We start from the raw sequence: 17,577 nt of genomic DNA on the forward strand, positions 1-17,577 counted from the left end.
CATCTTAATATTAAATTTAAACATCCAAATTTTTTCTCTTAAATAAATAAAATGAACCATAAAATAAAGTACCAGTAAGAAATATCAATAAAATAAACTTTCAAATAAATTGTAAATTAGCGTTTTTAATTAATTGATTATTGTCAAACAAAGAAAAAAAAGTAAGATATTTTAAATAATGTAAAAATTTTACATCAAAAGTATTAGCAAAATCACCAAGTAAAAATAAAACAATAAAAAAAGCTGGTACCAAAGCACTTACAGTAAGAACATGAGAAATTTTATTGAAAAAAACAGCAAATAAAACAATCATTGAACTAATAAATAAAAATGATAACAATAAACCAAAATTTAATTTTATTAATATTGCTACTTCAGCACCAGCAAAATCAGAATATGGTTTAATCACAGCAATTAACAATTGAATGATTAAGTTAAATAAAACAATAATAAAACTTGAGATAAATATTGTAAAAAGTTTTGTTAAAAAAATAGTCTTTCTTGACATTGGCAAACTCAATCAAGAACTAATATAATTCCGATTAATTTCCGTACTAATTAATTTCATTGTCAAAGCAATGGCAAAAACAACAGCTAATCCCTCACCAAGTGGCCCAAAGAAACTTATCATATGTAAAAGATCTATCGCACCTTCATAACTAGTTTCACCATTATGATAAAAAGTTGTATCTCAAAAATACTTAGTAAAACTCATACTAAGAATTGAAATTAAAGCAAAAATAATGGCAAAAATTACTGTAATTCAAATTGTATTTTTTATTTGAATTTTTAAAAATTTAAAATTAATCATAAAATTAATCTCCCTTTAAATTGATATTTTATATTATATTTAAAAAAATCTTAAATCGTAAAAATATTTACATAAAAAATGAGTTCTTAAAAAGAACTCATTTAAAATATTATCCTGTCTAATCTCTTCAGAAATATAACTTTATATTATTTGGTTCACCACAACTGCAAACCCCTTGATATAACCCTTCAGAAGCTACTTCAATATTTGCTGCAAAATAATCAGAATAACCTTTTGCTAATGACGCTTCAACCATTGGTCCTTTGCTTGCTGTTAATAACAATGTTTTTCCTTGATTTAATAAATTGTCAATTTCAGCTTTTGATGTATCTTGATTAATTACAACAACATCATTTAAATTTTTAGCCATAATAATTTCCTCCTTATTTTATCAATTATAATCTTTTATTTATTTTTTCCTAATAATTCAAACATATTTTTCTTATAAACTTCAACACCTGGTTGGTTGAAAGGATTTACTTGTAATAAACTAGCACTCATTGCACAAGCACGCATAAAGAAGTAAGCAGCAAAACCAAACATTTCACTATCTATTTTTTCTCATTCAAGAATAATATTAGGAACATTACCAAATTGATAACCACTATGAGCAGCAATTGTTGCTTGACATGCTTTATAGTTAATTTCATTTAATGAATATTTGGTTAAATAATTTAATTGATCTTCATCGTTTTCAAATTTAGGAATATTAACATCTAAAGTTGGTTCTTTAAGTGTAATAACAGTTTCAAAGAAAATTTTTGAGCCTTCTTGAATAAATTGTCCCAAAGAATGTAAATCAGTTGTGAAAAGCACACTAGCAGGAAATAACCCCTTATTTTCTTTACCTTCTGATTCACCAAATAATTGTTTTCATCATTCAGCAAACATTTGTAATTGTGTTTCATAAGTTGCTAAAATTTCAACACTTTTATTTCTTTCTTGATATAAATAATAACGACTAACAGCATATTTATAAGCTGGATTAGCTAGAATTTTATCATTTTTACATTCTTGATAGGCCTTTTGAGCACCAATCATCACTCTTTCAACATCAAGTCCAGCTACTAACATTGGAAAAATACCAACTGGTGTTAAAACTGAATATCTACCACCAATGTCATTTGGTACAACAAATGTTTGATAACCTTTATCTTTTGCTAATTGATGTAAAATTCCTGTTTCTTTATCAGTAGTAACAATGATTCGATTTCTAACAACATCTTTTGCTTTCTTTTGGATATTAACCATCAAATCATAAAATAAGCGAAAAGCAATTGCTGGTTCAGTCGTTGTTCCAGATTTTGAAATAACATTAATCGCAAATTCTTTATCTGTCAAATACTCTAATAATTGTGATACATAAGTTGAACTTAAGGTATTACCACAATAAATAACTTTAACTGGTGCTTTTTGATTATATAAACCTTGTACCATTTCAATTGCGGCTCGTGATCCTAAATATGAACCACCAATCCCAATTACTAATAAAATATCAACTTCTTCTTGTAATTTTAAAGCTAGGGTATTCATTTTTTGTCATGATGCTTGATAATCTAAATCGCGTTCATAACGCAATGGCATATCAATTCAACCACAAAATTCATCTTCATTTGCAATATTTGCTTCTAATTTTTGATGAATTGTTGTTACTTGATCTTGATATTTTAATAAGTCTTCAATTTTAATTTGAGCATTTTTTAAATCAACATTTATCATTATTTATTATTTGTCTCCTTTAACATAATTAATAAGAAACAGCAACTTATAAAGTTGCTGTTTACCCATTTAAAGAATTTAACTTTTACAAGTTTATACTTTTAATTAATAATTAAGTTTACGCTCTTTTTGATTCTAAGTTAAATTCTTTTGTACTTAAACTCAACTTTTTGTTTGCTTCATTAATTTCAATAACCCTAGCAGTAAATGGCTGACCAATAGTGAAATAATCAGAAACATTACGAACAAACTTTGGAGTAATTCTACTAATATAAACTAATCCAGTATATCCATTTCCGCAGTCAACAAAAACACCGTATTCTTTAAATCCTGTTGGTGTTACTTGGATATCTTGATTAACTGCAAAAACTAATTGTTTTGAAGTATCATCACTTGCTTGATTATCTGTTGCATTATTTAAATCAACAGATTTATCGTTACTAATCATAATAATTACTTTCCTCTTTCTTTAATAAAAAATTTATTTTTATTAATTTAATATTTTTAATTACAAAAGTAATTATACCATCTTATTAATTTTAACAAGTCCTAATTTTAAGAATTATTTATTAATTTTCAAAAAATTTGTTTTTTTTATTGCCTTAATTTAATGATTAGTAATTAAAACATTAAAAGCAATATCTCAATCATTAACAAATTTAATCTTTTCAGTAACTTTTTGAACCTTATATGCTAAAACCAATTTTAAACCTTTAAAATTACTTTTACTTAAAAATCGATCATAATAACCTTTACCGTGTCCAATTCGATAGTAATCTTCATTAAAAGCAACTAAAGGTAAAATTAGTACATCAATATTAGTAATATTAACTTTTTGACTATTAACTTTTGGTTGATAAATTTTTCATTGATTATCAACTACTAAATCAGAAAGACTATCAATATAAAAAAAATCAAGATTATTACCATTCATTCTCGGCAAAGCAACTTTTTTCTTTGCTGCTAATAATGTGGTAATAATTTTAATTGTATTAACTTCATAAGACAATGAATAATATAAAGCAAAAACTTGATTATTAGCAAAATACTTACTATTAATAAACTGTTGATAAATTTCTTCATCTCATTGTCTTTTATCATTCGCACTAATATTTTTTAAAATTTGTAAATATTTATTTCGCAATTGTTGTTTAATATTTCTATTCATTATTTTTTACCTTATTTTTCATTAAGAAAATTTCAGTAATTGCTTCACTAATAATTAGAGCACACTTAATTCGGTTTGGTTGTTTTAAGACATTTTTAAAAGCAACTAAGTCTTTTAGTAATTTTTCTTGATAACTCTTACCTTGTAACATTGCTTGGTAATTACTATTAATAACTTTTATTTGATTAACTTTTTGACTAATAATCAAAGCATTAAAAATATCAATTGATGATGTTGATATTGCACAACCAATTCCTTCAAAACGAGCATTAACAACTGTATCTTGATTAAAAGTTAATTCAATATAAAAATCATCAACACAAGCATTACGATTATGGTGAAAAACTAAACTATCTTTTGTTTTTAATAATCCTTTACTAATAGGATTACTATAATGACTAACAATTAATTTACGATAATGCTCATTTTCATTATTTAAAGAAGTCATTTAAAAAATCACCACCATCTTTAAAACCTTGTTGTAACGCTAAAACTAGTTTATCAACATCTTTTTCAGTATTATAAATAAAAAAACTAACTCTTAAACTTGAAGCAGATTTAATTACATCTGATAATAATCGGGCACAAAAATTACCACTTCGCAAACAAATATTTTTATGTCCTAAATAATTAGCAACATCTTCAGCAAAAACATTATTAACATTAAATAATAAAGTTGCAGCACCTTGTCTTTCATTATAAATTATAACTTTATCAGCTAAATTCTTTTTAAATTGACTAAGGGTATATTGTTTTAATTGTTTTTGATGTTGAGCAATAGTTGTTACACCAACTTTTAATAAATATTCAATTGCTATCTTAAGCCCAAAAACACCTGCTAAATTTGGTGTTCCAGCTTCAAAAACATCAGGTGGTTCTAATAATGTAAAATGTCCATCTTTATCAATACGACCACTCATGCCACCGCCTAAAATTAATGGTTTTAATAATGGCAATCATTTTGCTTTTGTTCATCAGACAGCAATTCCAGTTGGACCAAAAATTTTATGACCGGAAAAAGCAAAAAAATCAATTGCTCAATCTTTAACATTTGTTTCAATATGACTAACTGCCTGTGCACCATCAATTACAACTAAAATTTTTTCAAATGGTCACTCGACTTCACTTAAATTTTTTAATTGATAATTATTAATTACTTTAGTTATTGCTTTAACATCATTAACAGTAGCAAAAGAATTATTAACATTGGCAAAAGCAACAATTCGTGTTTTATTAGTTAGTGCTTTTTTTAAATTTTCAATTGTAATTAAACCATCATCTGTTACTTCAATAAACTTTAAAATAATCTTTTTTTCTTGAGCTAAACGATAAAATGGTAGTAATAAAGAACTATGTTCAGAAACTGTTAATAAAATTTCATCTCCTGGTTTTAAATAAAAACTTAAACTATAAGCAATTTGATTTAAAGCAAATGTTGTTGAAGCACAAAAAACAACTTCATTCGGTTGGCACTTAATTAATTGAGCAACAGTTTCACGAGTATCTTGATAAATCTTATTTGTTTCATATCCTAAAGGAAAATCACTACTATGACTATTAGTGCTATAGTTTTGATAATAATTAGTCACCGCATCAATAACTACTTTTGGCTTCAAAGTTGTTGCAGCACTATCAAAAAAAACTAAATCAGGATGATTTTTAAACCAAGGAAAATCATTTTTTATTTTAAAATCATTCAAATTTTTAGTTGCCATTTTTACTCCATTTATTTATATAATAAAATTATAAAACATTATTAAGCTAATTATGATAAAAAACTAATAAATAGGACAGTTTTTAAAAGAAAAAAATATTGTTAAAATATTTATTAAATCAGAAAATTTGAGTTAATTAATTAAAGTTTTATGATAATATAATTTTAATAAATCTATTTAAGTAAATATTTAATTTGAATGGAAGTGAACAAATGCGTAATATGTTGGCTTTACTAGCAGCTTTTACATTATCAACATCGGCAGGAGCTTCTGTTGTTGCTTGTGGAAGTTCAACAAGTCATACAACACCAACTATCTTTAAATGAATCGATGCAATTAATGGTAAAAACGGTAAAACAGCAAGTGATTTTTTTGAAGATTTATTAAAAAATCCTGATACTGGCGTTGGTCAAACTTTATATAAAGATATTGTTGATTATATTAGTCTTTCAATTTTAAAAACTAATGCAATTTTTGAAAGTGATTATCAATTTGCTCGATTATCAGTTGAAAACCAAATTACTAATACCCAAGATTCATTAAAAGCAAAATATGGTCATGGTTGAGAAAAACAATGAAATAAATTTTTAAAAGATCCAGCACAAGGTGGCGATGGTGACACAGGTAGTTATCAACGTTATTTTGACATTCTATTAAAATCAAAAGCCAACACAATTGTTACTCAATATTATGTTAATGATAATTATCATAATTACCAATATTATAATAGTACTGAAATTAGTATTTGATTGAATGATATGTACAATAAAATGTCTCCAAGTGGAACAATAGCAGATTACCTTCAAAATGGAATTTACAAAGACCGAGTTTGAATTGTTGCAAGAAGTGTTTCAAGTGCCACAGCAATTGCTGATGCTGAGAAAGATTTAGAAACTGCAATTCACAATGCTTCAAGTGCAAGTAATATTCAATTAGTAAATCGAGTAGCTAAAACAAAAGATGATCAAGAATTACAATCTGGCGATGACTATTTAATTGATCCTTCAGATACTATTAAAGGATTATTAAGTAATCAACAAGCAAAAATTGCTCAAGTATGAATGAAAAATCAAGGACCAATTTGAACTCGTCAAATTGTTGTTCCTTTTAATGATAATATTAAAAGTAGAGCACTAAAAACAGCAATTACTGCTGATAGTTTTAGTGAACATGCACCAGAATTAAATAATATTATTAATGATATTAAAACCAATGGTTTTGAAACAGCTTTAAAAAATCAATCTCCAGGAAGTATTAAAAATGTTACTACTTCATCAGAAACTGGTGATTTGGGATTAGTAACTTTAAATAGTGAACCTAGCAATATTAAATCTTCATTTTTATATTATTTATATCGTTATGTAACAAGTACTGAAGGAGTTGGACAAAATATTAGTACGACTACCCCTTACCAATTATCTGAAGCAAATACTACTTCTGGTTTAACAAGTTTAATTACAAGTATTAATCGAACAAGAGTTACTAATACTACGACACAAACAAGTCAATATAATGATTTAGTATGAATGAGTGACAATGATTCAGTAGCAAGATATAGTGGTACCGATGAAAATAAAATATCAATTTTTATTGATGCTGATGGCATTCACTTTGTTCAAACTCCAGGTATTGCCTATACTTCAACAGTAAGCACTGAACCAATTCAAGAAACTATTACTAAATATACTCAATTAGTTTCTAATGAAAACCAAGAAGTAACTTGAGATGATGTTAAAAATTTAAGTGATCGTTCTGGTGGATTAACTAATACACCTTATCTTGATTTTTTACAAACTCAATATTTATTATGAAATGCTAATAATCTAACAACTTACTTTGATTTAAATGAAAGTTTAAAAAACTTTACTAGTGGTTCAAGTGATATTTCTAGTAATTCTTGATGAGATTACATTTTATACTTTAATAAAAATATTGATAATATTCATTGAAACTTACCTGAATTATTAAATACAGGCGCAATTGCAGCAGCAGATGATAAAATTTATCATTTTGTTGACTTAATGAAACAATGATTTACAACAACTTTTAATATTAGATGAAATCGTTTACAAGGGACAAATATTGAAACTTTAGTTAAAAATATTAATGACTTAAATAATACTTGAGATAGTGATAAAGAAACTAAAGACAATGGTCCACCTGCTCGTTTAAATGCTGAAGATATTAGAACTTATTTAGATCAAGTTGCTGGTCAAACTATTTGATGATATGACCCAAATAATATCCAAAATTAAAAATGGAAGAGTGGAAGAATGAAAAAAACTAAAAAACTATTACCATTAATCGGTTCTTTAACTTTACTAGCAGCTCCAGTTGTTTTAGTTAGTGCTTGTAGTTCTGAAGTTAATCGTTACAATGCTGCTCTGCCAAAAGACATCCAAGACCGATTACTTTTTGATTTTATTGGTGTTAATTATAATGTTGATGCTAAATCACATTTTAATAATATTTATAAACAAGGTATGGAATTTTTGAAAAAAGAAGTTGAAGGAATTATGGCAGAACAAGAATTCTTGAATTTCTTTCAAGATAAATTAGGTTACTCAGAAGCTGTATCTAAAACAACTTTTGAAGAAATTAAAGATAATCTTGGACTTAATATCTTAGCAACAGAATATTTTAATACAATTAATAATGGTCAAAATTTTGATAATAAAGATACAACAAAATTAATCTTTCAAACTGATAATTGACATCAATTTGGAACAACGCGATTTAATTATGGTAATGTTCCATATTACTCTGAACACAATCCTAATAATATCTTTTCAAATTCAAATTTATATACAGATTTAGACGATGCAACTAAAGATGCAGAAATTAAAGCAGTTGCAAAACACGCTGATGAAAACTTCAATCTTGAACTTTCTAGTTTAACAGCAAATAATCTTAAATGAAATAGTCCAACAACTCCTGCTGCACCTGTACCAGTATTAGGTTCTGATAATGATATTCAAAACTATCAAAAAAGATTAGAACGTTTCAAGTGATGATTACGTTTTCGATACCAACAATATTATTATTCAGTTATTTTGCCTGAATTAAATCAAACATTATTTACTATGGCTAATATTTTAGATTCAATTTTAAAAGTTGATGCTGCAAAAAAAACAATCGCAATTGATAATGGTGTCTTTGCAACGCAATTACAATCATGAGCACCGAATGCTAAATGAACATCAAATTATCGTTTAGTATGAGATTATACAACTAATGAAAAAACAGCAATTAATATTAATGCTAATTGAGATGCAACGACAAATCCAACTAAATTACCTGAATTAATGTCAGATAATCAAACTTTAAACACAAATTTCTTAAATGAACTAGCAGGAACTGATAAAACATTAAAAAATTCTGCGGATGCAATTTTTGGAATTAATGGTTTTGTTAATGATACTAGTTCAAAACTTTACAACACACAAGTCAAAGATGCTACTGTTAGTGGCTGAGCTAGAAACCTTGATGGTAGTCATTATTGAGGACAAAATAATAATGGAACTTTTGCTTATACTGCTCCAATTTATTGAATTGATGTTGTTCAAAATCTTAACTTTAATTTTTATCAAAATCAAAGCCAAGCTAGTCAATGACTTGTTAGTGATCCTAATCAACTAATAACAAAGTGAAATAACAATCCTGATAATAGTACAATATCAAGTACAAACTTTTCACAATATATTCGTGCTGATTATCTTAATGGTGACTCAACACCAACTCAAGACCAATATATTACTACTCAAGAGATGAAATGAAATATTTTCTGACAAATGATTTATTGACTTTCTGCTCAAGTAGACAGTAATCCAAACAAAACTCAAGCAGCTGATAATTTTACAACAGCAGCGAAAGTACTTTTCCCAAAATTTATTAAAAAAACTAATATTTACAACATTGACTTTTGAAATGCTGTAAGTTCATACTACTAATTAATAAAAAATAAGAAAGATGAAATATTAATTCCATCTTTCTTTTATTATAAAATAATATTTTACTTTACTTTTTTTATATAAGTTATAATTAAAGTATGAATGAGGTGAATTGTGTTAGAAAAACCTGATTGTCTTTTCTGTCAAATTATTAAAGAGCAAAAAAATCTTATCTATCAAGATAAATTAACAGCAGCATTTCTCGATATATTTCCAGTTGAAAAAGCTCATATCTTAGTTGTTCCTAAAAAACATTCTGATACTTGACTGGAAACTGATAAAGCAGATCTTATTGCAACTAATGTTACTGCTCAAAAGTTAGCCAAAAAATTATTAAACATTTTCCCTAACAAAATTCAAGGTTTCAACATTGTTATTAATAATGGAAAAATAGCTAATCAAATGGTATTCCATTTTCATATTCATGTTATTCCCAAATTTAATGCTAATCAAGGATTTGAAATTATTCATAAACGTAATGAAAATGAAATGAAACAACTTGAAATGACAAGAAAAATATTAAAAGAAAATCTAAATGAAAGAGAGAATGAGTATGAGAAAAAGTATTAAGAATCAATTAACAGTTGGTAAAATTTTAATTGTTCTTGGTGGAATTTGACTTATTGTTTATAGTATTCTTGCTGTTGCAAAAGTTTATACGCCAAATAAATATGGTTGAATTCTTGATTGACAAGTAATGCTAACAATTGGGATTCTTTATCTTATCTTGCCATATTCAGTTAAACCAGATATTTGAACAAGAATTTGATCAATTGCTGTTTGTGTGATATCAGTTCTTGCCATTGTCTATTGTTTTACTCGTAGTGGCCTTGATTATAGTTTAGTTTGAACTTATCTTAACCCTTTACCACATTTTATTATTATAATTGGGACAGTATTTTGATTTATTCAAGGTAAATAAAATTAAAAAATTAAAAAGATGTAATAAAAATGAGTCAAAATCAAATGCATCGCAAAAAGTAAGTAAAGAAAAAGTCTTTGCTAAAATATTTTTGGAGATGCATTTTTTATGCAAAAAAATATATTTATTAAAGACTCAAAATTGATTCAAAAAATTGTTAATAAACATATTATTGAAACTTATAAATCAAAACTATTTTTATTAAAAATATGATAGATTTTAATGGCATTGTTTAGGTAATCAAACTGAATATCATTATTAGAGTCTTCTTGTTTTAAAAGCTCTCATGTTTGTAATTCATTATTATCTTTGGCATTGTAATGATATTTTTTCATAATAATTGAAATATTATCTTGACTAATATAAATACTTGGTAAGTATGGCATTTCTTTAATTAAATTTTGTAATTCTTGTTTTTGTGTTTCAGAAAGATTTGCTGGTCATTCGTATTTATTGTTATTAGGAATTAAAGTAATTCTCTCAACTTGTTTTTTAAGTTTAGCAGCAAAAATCAAGTAGTTTTTAGAATTTTTGTCACCAATATTTTTTGTAACTAAATCAAAAGATCCTAGTTTTGTATATTTAGTATAGTTATTTTTTTGACTTCTTTCAGAAAAATCTACTGAATTAAAAAGAAAAAGAAGTAATAATCCATAAATAATTCCAAAAATTGGACCAAAATATAAAATAGCAAGTAAAAAACCTTTAAAATTATTTTTTTTCATTTTGGTAATGATTCCTCAAGAAAAATCTAAATGATTGATTTTTCCGTTTACAACTAAGCGATTTTTATTTTCTTCAATTCAAGATAGTTGAATACATTTTTTATTACTTTTTGATTTTTTTAAATAAATTTCTTGACAAATTGGCGTGACATTGAATAATTGTGTAACATTAGTAACTTCAAGATTATTGATTTTTTTTAGTTGATAACTATTTTTTTGAAGATAATGTTCATATAAATCTTTTGGTAAATATTTAATACCGACTCTTAAACTTACAAATAAATTAAAAAATGTTAAAATAGTTCAACAACCTAATAAAATTCAAGTTAAATATCTATGTTCTTGAAAAAAAGGCAGTTTAGCAGCTAAAGAGGCTCATTGTCCTACAAAAATAATTGTCAATGGAATTCATAGTCAATTACAAAAAATTAATAAAAATAATCGCAGTTTAGGATTTATTTGAATTATTTTAATTTCTTTTTTTACATCATTCATTATTAATATTCCTTACTTTTAAAATATCATCATAATTATTTTTCACTCAATTTTAATTATAAAACTATGAACTTAAAGTAACAATTAAATTCTACAAGAACCCAAAAATAAAAAGTAGTAAGTTTTTTTAAATACTTACTACCTTGAGTGAACTCTAATAATTAACTTTTTTATTTTGATTAAATAAATTATTTTTGATTTTTCTTTGCTGGTTTATAAAAATTTCTACCTTCCAAAACTAAAATACGATTTGTTGTTTCACCAGGATTAACTTCTTTTAAATTTTCATCAATAATAGCAATTTTTGCATCCAAATCATCAATATGATGAACAATTTCAGCTTCTAATGTTTTTGGTAATGTTGGTGAACCAAATTCATATTTACCATGACTTGCTAAAATCATATGTTGCAATAAGATAATACTAGGGTCTTGATCATTAATTTTCAAATCATGACAAGCAACTTTAACTTGTTCGCTGCCAATAACAATATGACCTGCCATTGAACCTTGAAAAGTAAAATTAGTTACTAACTGTGAACTTAACTCTCAAATCTTACCAAAATCATGCATAATAATTCCGGCATAAAGCAAATCGGAATTAATATTACGATCAGCATAAATCTTAACAATTTCTTTAGCAACTTTTAACATTGTTGTTGTATGTCATAATAAACCACCACGAACACTATGATGAATTCTAACTGCTGCTGGACGAGTAATAAAGTCTTTTTGATATTTTTTCAATAAATATAAAACAACTTTTTTTAAAATTGCATCATCAAAACTTTCAACTGTTTCAATAATATTTTTTCATTCTTTTTCAATTTTAATTGGAGCACTCAAAATTAAATCTTGATAATATAATTCAGCTTCTTTATCTGATAAAACTTGATAATTATTAATTTTTAATTGTAAATCATTATTATAAAGCAAACTATTAACATCAACTTTAACTGCTTGACCCATCTTTAATGCTTGTAAATCTGCTTCTTTTGCATCTCATAATCGAGCATTAATTGTTCCTGAATTATCTTGTAATAGTAAATTAAGATAAGCATTACTATTACTTGCCACACCTTGTCAAACTCGTTTAACTAGGGTAATTAATTCATATTTATTGTTAGCATCAATATCTTTAATTTTAGTCATCTTTTAGTTGCTCCTTTGTTACTGGTATTTTTAAGTATTTTTTTGCTAATTCTTGATACATATTATTCATTTTTGCTTTTGCTGTTTTAAGATCTTTATCAATGCAAACAAAATAAAATTTAATTTTTGGTTCAGTGCCACTTGGTCGTACTGCAAATCAAGAACCATCAATAAAATAAAACTTTAATAAATTTTGCCCTGGCATATCATAAAGACCATGTAAATAATCTTCTTGCTTTGCTAAAGCAATATTTGCCAAACTAGAAACTTCAGAATTTCTTAAAGTATCCATCATATTAATAATTTGCTTTTGTCCCGTTTGTCCCTTTAAAACAATATTAACCGTATAACAATAATAATAGCCAAATTTTTGATAAATACAAGTTAAAACATCAACGAGTGTTTTTTGCTGTTTTAAGTAATATCAAGCAGCTTCTGCTAAAACCATTGCTGCTTGAATACCATCTTTATCTCTAGTAATATCTTTAATTACATAACCATAAGCTTCTTCAAAACCAAAAACAAAATTAATTCCTCTAGCTTTTTCTTTTAAAATTTCAGCACCAATTCATTTAAAACCAGTTAAGGTTTTAATTACTTGACAACCATAACTTTTAGCAACTTGATCTGATAAAGTGCCAGTAACAAAAGTATTATACATAACAGGATTAATTGGCATTATTTTTCTCATTTGATAATGACTTAAAAGATATTCTAACAAAATTGGAGCAGTTTCATTACCATTTAATAAAATATAATCACCTTGATGTTTAACTGCAATCCCAATTCGATCAGCATCAGGATCATTTAAAATTACTAAATCAGCATGATATTTTTTTGCATATTTAATTGCTAAATTAAAAGTAGCCTTAACTTCTGGATTCGGTGAAACAACACCTTTAAAATCAGGATCATAATCTGCTTGCTCTTGAACAATAATCACTTGATATCCTGCTGCTTCTAAAATTGGAACAACTCATTCTCTTGCTGTGCCATGTAAATTAGAGAAAATAATTTTAAGATTGCGTTTTTCATTAGGATAAAATTGCAAACTTTTAATATCATTACGATATTGTTCTTCAACATTAGTTGGGACTTCTTTAATTAAACTTTGATCATAGCGAAAATTAAAATCAAATTGATCTTGTAAATCTCGAATATTTTTAGCAATAACAGTTGTCACATCAGGTAATAATTGACAACCATTTTCATCATAAATTTTATAACCATTATATTCTGGTGGATTATGACTAGCAGTAATGACAATTCCAGCAAGAGCATTAATTTTTCTAATACTATAAGATAAAACCGGTGTTGGACGCAACTTATTATCTTTAAATAAATAAGCATTAATATTATGATGAGCTAAAACTTTCGCAGTTAATAAGGCAAATTCAGTTGAAAAATGACGATTATCATGGGCAATCACAACACCACGAGTTGCTAACTGTTGCCGAGAAAATACCGCATTCAAATATTTAACAACAGCGGTTGTTGTTTTAATAATTGTTACTTCATTAATTTTGTTTGAACCTGGACCAACTGTACTTCGTAAGCCAGCTGTGCCAAATTCTAATTCATTACTAAAAGCTTCAATAATTTCTTGTTGATTCATTTTTGCTAATTGCTCTTGGAGATGTTTAGGTAAAACTTGTCGTTTTCAAATTTGATAATTTTCAGGTAAACTCATATTATTCCTTTCTGAAACTAACTTTCTTTTAATTATATAATAATTCCATCAACTAAAAGATTTTAATTTTATTCTAACTAGAAATAAAAAAAATAATTGTCAATATTTTTATTAAAAAATTAACAATTATATAAAAATTAAAATCTTTTTTTAAATTCTTATTTACTTTTTGGTAAATACTTTTTTAACTCACTAACTTTATCTAATTTTTCTCATGGTAAATCCAAATCATCACGACCAAAATGACCAAAAACTGCTAATGGTTGATATTCTTGATTTAATAAATCTAAATTAGTAATCATTCCTTTAATACTTAAATCAAAATTATCATAAATAATTGCAATTAATTGCGATTCTGTTAAACCTTGAGCAATTGTATTATAAGTATTAACAAAAATTGAAACTGGTTTTGGCAAACCAATTGCATAAGCAATTTGAATTTGACAAACTTCTGCTAAATTAGCAGCAACAATATTTTTTGCAATATAACGAGCAAAGTAAGCACCACTGCGATCAACTTTCGTTGGATCTTTGCCAGAAAAAGCACCACCACCATGTGGTGCTTTGCCACCATAAGTATCAACAATAATTTTTCTACCTGTTAAACCTGTATCGCTAGCTGGTCCGCCAATAACAAATTTCCCCGCTGGATTAATTAAAATTTCAAAATTTGAATTTAATTGGTATTTTTTAACAACATAAAAAATAATTTCTTCTTTAATAAATTTTTCAAATTGTGCTTTATTATAATTTGGTGTATGCTGAATACTCATTAAAATTGTATTAATTTTTAAATCTTTGGGATTTTCTTGATCAATTGTTACTTGTGCTTTCATATCAGGTCGAGCATCTTTAAATAAACCTTTTTTTCGTAATTCATTAGCTCTAATTAATAATTGATGTGCTAAAGTAATTGCCAACGGCATATAAGTTTTTGTCTCTTGACAAGCAAAGCCAAACATCATTCCTTGATCACCGGCACCAATTTCGTGATCTTTTTTTTCAACAGCATGAAAAATATCTGGTGATTGTTCATGAATCAAAACTTTAATTTCACAATTATTAATATTGAACCCAATTTCATCATTAACATATCCTAAATCAGTTAAAATTTTCGTTGCTTTTTGTTTAGCTACTTCTTTGACATTAATCATTGCTAATTTATCACTATGAACTTCGCCACCAATTAAAAGAAAATTTTTTGTAATAAAAGCTTCACAAGCAACTTTAGCATTTTTATCAATTGATAAAATTGCATCTAAAATGCCATCAGAAATTTGATCACAAATTTTATCTGGATGGCCTGATGAAACTGATTCACTAGTAAATAAATGGTGATTTGAATAAGTTTTACTTGTCATGTTGATGACCTCTTTCTTAGATTTGACATTTTATAAAATTAAAGCAAATTAGTTACTCAAGGCTGAATTATTTGAGTAAAAAGATCTTTTATTTCTGGTTCATTAATTAAAGCATGTTTACCAGAACTAACAAAATGATATTTTTGCTTTGCTTTTCATTTCCGATTTAAAACTTTTAACTGACGCTGATCACTAAAGATATCATCGCTACTTTGTAAAATTAAAGTTGGTTGTTGTAAGTTACGAATAACTCTTGGGGTTTTTTTATTAAGATGTTTAAATTGTCATAAAAAATTAAAACTTCAAACTTGTTTTAAAGTATACCTTTGACTCATATTAGTAATATAAGCATCATTACTTGAAATATCTTTTGGATCAATATAAAGTGGTAATGTAATATTGCGATTAAAGAAAAAAGCAAAAAACAATTTAAAAAATACTAATAAAGAAAAAGGATAAAGACTATTTTTTGTAATTAAATTACTAATAATTAAACCATCAACTTGGGAATTATTTTTACAAGCATAACTAGCAATTGTTGCTCCAATTGCTTCGCCAAATAAAATAATCTTATGATTAGGATACTTTAATTTAATGGCACTAACAACATCTTTTGTATCATTAATATTAGTATTTAATGAACGAAATTTTTCATTACTAACATTCTTACCAACACCACGACGATCAAAAGCAATTAATGACCATTGTTCTTGTTGACAAAGATTACTTAACAATTTAAAATCATCTTTTTGTCCTTGCAAACTATGAACACCAACAATAATAACATTACTTTTTTGGTTAATTTCTTGATAAATTTTCAATTGATATTGATCTCTTGTTAAAATAAATTCATCTCGTAGTTCTGAAGCTTGAATAACATTAACTTTATCTTTGGGAATTTTTTTAATCCTAATTATTCTTAAAAGTAACAATAAGCAAACTAATAAGACAAGAAAAATAATGCCATATAAACCATTGTTAGCAATAAAAAAATTAAAGAAGTTTTTCATTTTAATCACCTAATGTTTTAATACAAAATTAATTGTTGATTTTCTGGAGTAATAAAAATTCGTTCCAATTTTAAAGCAACATTAGTTTTATCATCTGTTGTTAATAAAACGGCACAAAACTGCCCTTCTCCTGTTGCTGGTTGAAATTTAGCAGGTAACAAAGTTCTTTCACGATAAATAACTTCTTCTGGATTAGCTCCAATAATTGAATTATAAACACCTGACATACCAATATCACTAATATAAGCAGTTTTTTTTGGTAATAAGCGATTATCTGCTGTTTGAACATGAGTATGAGTACCAACAAGAGCAGTAATTTTACCATCAAAATATCATGCTAAAGATAATTTTTCAGCAGTTGCTTCAGCATGAAAATCAATAATATGAATATCACTACGTTCTTTTTTACTACTTGCTTCTAGTTTTAATAAATTTTCTAAAGCAAAATACGGATTATCAGATTTATCCATAAAAGTGCGACCAATTAAATTAGTAACACGAACCTTCTTTTTATTCTTTGCCGTGACTAAAATTGTCCCATTACCTGGATGATATGGACTATAGTTTAATGGTCTTAAAAGATCTTTATGATTTTTAATATAATTAATTGCATTTGTTGTTGGAGCAAAAATATGATTACCTGAAGTAATAACATCAATTCCTAATTGCTTTAATTCTTGATAGTGTGGTAAAGAAATTGACTTACCATGAGTAACATTTTCACCATTAGCAATAATAAAGTCAAGGTTTTCATTTTGTTCTTGTAAATAATTCTTAATTTGAGGAATTCATTCTTGAACCATTCTGCGACCATCTTGACTATAAATATCACCGATTATTAAAAATTTCATTATTTTGCT

The 17,577-nt window shown here is 26.1% G+C and carries 17 protein-coding genes; 4 read left to right on the top strand and 13 right to left on the bottom strand.

The window, feature by feature from the left end:
* Positions 1-16: 16 nt before the first annotated feature.
* The 7 genes from LT335_RS01115 to LT335_RS01145 form a co-directional block, all read right to left on the bottom strand.
* Positions 17-811 carry an ABC transporter permease gene (locus LT335_RS01115; protein ID WP_249727995.1) on the bottom strand — a complete coding sequence of 265 codons (795 nt, stop codon included), beginning with the start codon at positions 809-811 and terminating at the stop codon, positions 17-19.
* 118 nt (positions 812-929) lie between these two features.
* Positions 930-1,181 carry a hypothetical protein gene (locus LT335_RS01120; RefSeq protein ID WP_249727997.1) on the bottom strand — a complete coding sequence of 84 codons (252 nt, stop codon included), beginning with the start codon at positions 1,179-1,181 and terminating at the stop codon, positions 930-932.
* Between the two features lie 35 nt (positions 1,182-1,216).
* Positions 1,217-2,530: a glucose-6-phosphate isomerase gene (locus tag LT335_RS01125; RefSeq protein WP_249727998.1), complete on the bottom strand. Its 1,314-nt coding sequence runs from the start codon at positions 2,528-2,530 to the stop codon at positions 1,217-1,219.
* A gap of 118 nt (positions 2,531-2,648) precedes the next feature.
* Entirely contained in the window at positions 2,649-2,978 is a 330-nt protein-coding gene (locus LT335_RS01130; RefSeq protein WP_249728000.1) for a S1 RNA-binding domain-containing protein, read from the bottom strand.
* 159 nt (positions 2,979-3,137) lie between these two features.
* Complete coding sequence (locus LT335_RS01135; RefSeq protein ID WP_249728002.1) at positions 3,138-3,698, bottom strand: 5-formyltetrahydrofolate cyclo-ligase; 561 nt, start codon at positions 3,696-3,698, stop codon at positions 3,138-3,140.
* Positions 3,691-4,146: an iron-sulfur cluster assembly scaffold protein gene (locus tag LT335_RS01140; RefSeq protein WP_249728004.1), complete on the bottom strand. Its 456-nt coding sequence runs from the start codon at positions 4,144-4,146 to the stop codon at positions 3,691-3,693. Before LT335_RS01140 ends, LT335_RS01135 begins: the two co-directional genes overlap by 8 nt.
* On the bottom strand, positions 4,130-5,413 hold the full coding sequence (locus LT335_RS01145) for an aminotransferase class V-fold PLP-dependent enzyme (RefSeq protein WP_249728005.1): 1,284 nt from the start codon (positions 5,411-5,413) through the stop codon (positions 4,130-4,132). The genes LT335_RS01140 and LT335_RS01145 overlap by 17 nt, the downstream gene beginning before the upstream one ends.
* 212 nt (positions 5,414-5,625) lie before the next feature.
* Here LT335_RS01145 and LT335_RS01150 point away from each other — a divergent pair, with 212 nt between their 5' ends.
* The 4 genes from LT335_RS01150 (at position 5,626) to LT335_RS01165 (ending at position 10,285) form a co-directional block, all read left to right on the top strand.
* Entirely contained in the window at positions 5,626-7,668 is a 2,043-nt protein-coding gene (locus LT335_RS01150; protein ID WP_249728006.1) for a hypothetical protein, read from the top strand.
* An 18-nt stretch (positions 7,669-7,686) separates the two neighbouring features.
* Positions 7,687-9,363 (top strand): hypothetical protein, encoded by a 1,677-nt coding sequence (locus LT335_RS01155; RefSeq protein WP_249728007.1) that lies wholly within the window; start codon positions 7,687-7,689, stop codon positions 9,361-9,363.
* Positions 9,364-9,477: 114 nt separating this feature from the next.
* Positions 9,478-9,933 (top strand): HIT family protein, encoded by a 456-nt coding sequence (locus LT335_RS01160; RefSeq protein ID WP_249728009.1) that lies wholly within the window; start codon positions 9,478-9,480, stop codon positions 9,931-9,933.
* Positions 9,917-10,285, top strand: a complete 369-nt coding sequence (locus LT335_RS01165) for a hypothetical protein (protein ID WP_249728010.1) — start codon at positions 9,917-9,919, stop codon at positions 10,283-10,285. Before LT335_RS01160 ends, LT335_RS01165 begins: the two co-directional genes overlap by 17 nt.
* 179 nt (positions 10,286-10,464) lie before the next feature.
* Here LT335_RS01165 and LT335_RS01170 read toward each other — a convergent pair whose 3' ends face one another.
* The 6 genes from LT335_RS01170 to LT335_RS01195 form a co-directional block, all read right to left on the bottom strand.
* Positions 10,465-11,505, bottom strand: a complete 1,041-nt coding sequence (locus tag LT335_RS01170; protein ID WP_249728012.1) for a hypothetical protein — start codon at positions 11,503-11,505, stop codon at positions 10,465-10,467.
* Positions 11,506-11,693: 188 nt separating this feature from the next.
* On the bottom strand, positions 11,694-12,656 hold the full coding sequence (locus LT335_RS01175; RefSeq protein WP_249728014.1) for a 3'-5' exoribonuclease YhaM family protein: 963 nt from the start codon (positions 12,654-12,656) through the stop codon (positions 11,694-11,696).
* Complete coding sequence (locus LT335_RS01180) at positions 12,649-14,346, bottom strand: phospho-sugar mutase (RefSeq protein WP_249728015.1); 1,698 nt, start codon at positions 14,344-14,346, stop codon at positions 12,649-12,651. Before LT335_RS01180 ends, LT335_RS01175 begins: the two co-directional genes overlap by 8 nt.
* Before the next feature lie 158 nt (positions 14,347-14,504).
* On the bottom strand, positions 14,505-15,707 hold the full coding sequence (metK, locus tag LT335_RS01185) for a methionine adenosyltransferase (RefSeq protein ID WP_249728016.1): 1,203 nt from the start codon (positions 15,705-15,707) through the stop codon (positions 14,505-14,507).
* Positions 15,708-15,745: 38 nt separating this feature from the next.
* Positions 15,746-16,717 (bottom strand): alpha/beta fold hydrolase, encoded by a 972-nt coding sequence (locus LT335_RS01190; protein WP_249728018.1) that lies wholly within the window; start codon positions 16,715-16,717, stop codon positions 15,746-15,748.
* Positions 16,718-16,734: 17 nt separating this feature from the next.
* Complete coding sequence (locus tag LT335_RS01195) at positions 16,735-17,568, bottom strand: TIGR00282 family metallophosphoesterase (RefSeq protein WP_249728019.1); 834 nt, start codon at positions 17,566-17,568, stop codon at positions 16,735-16,737.
* Positions 17,569-17,577: the final 9 nt, after the last annotated feature.

Origin of the sequence: Spiroplasma attinicola (assembly GCF_023509825.1) — a bacterium.
GTDB classification, from domain to species: domain Bacteria; phylum Bacillota_I; class Bacilli_A; order Mycoplasmatales; family VBWQ01; genus Spiroplasma_D; species Spiroplasma_D attinicola.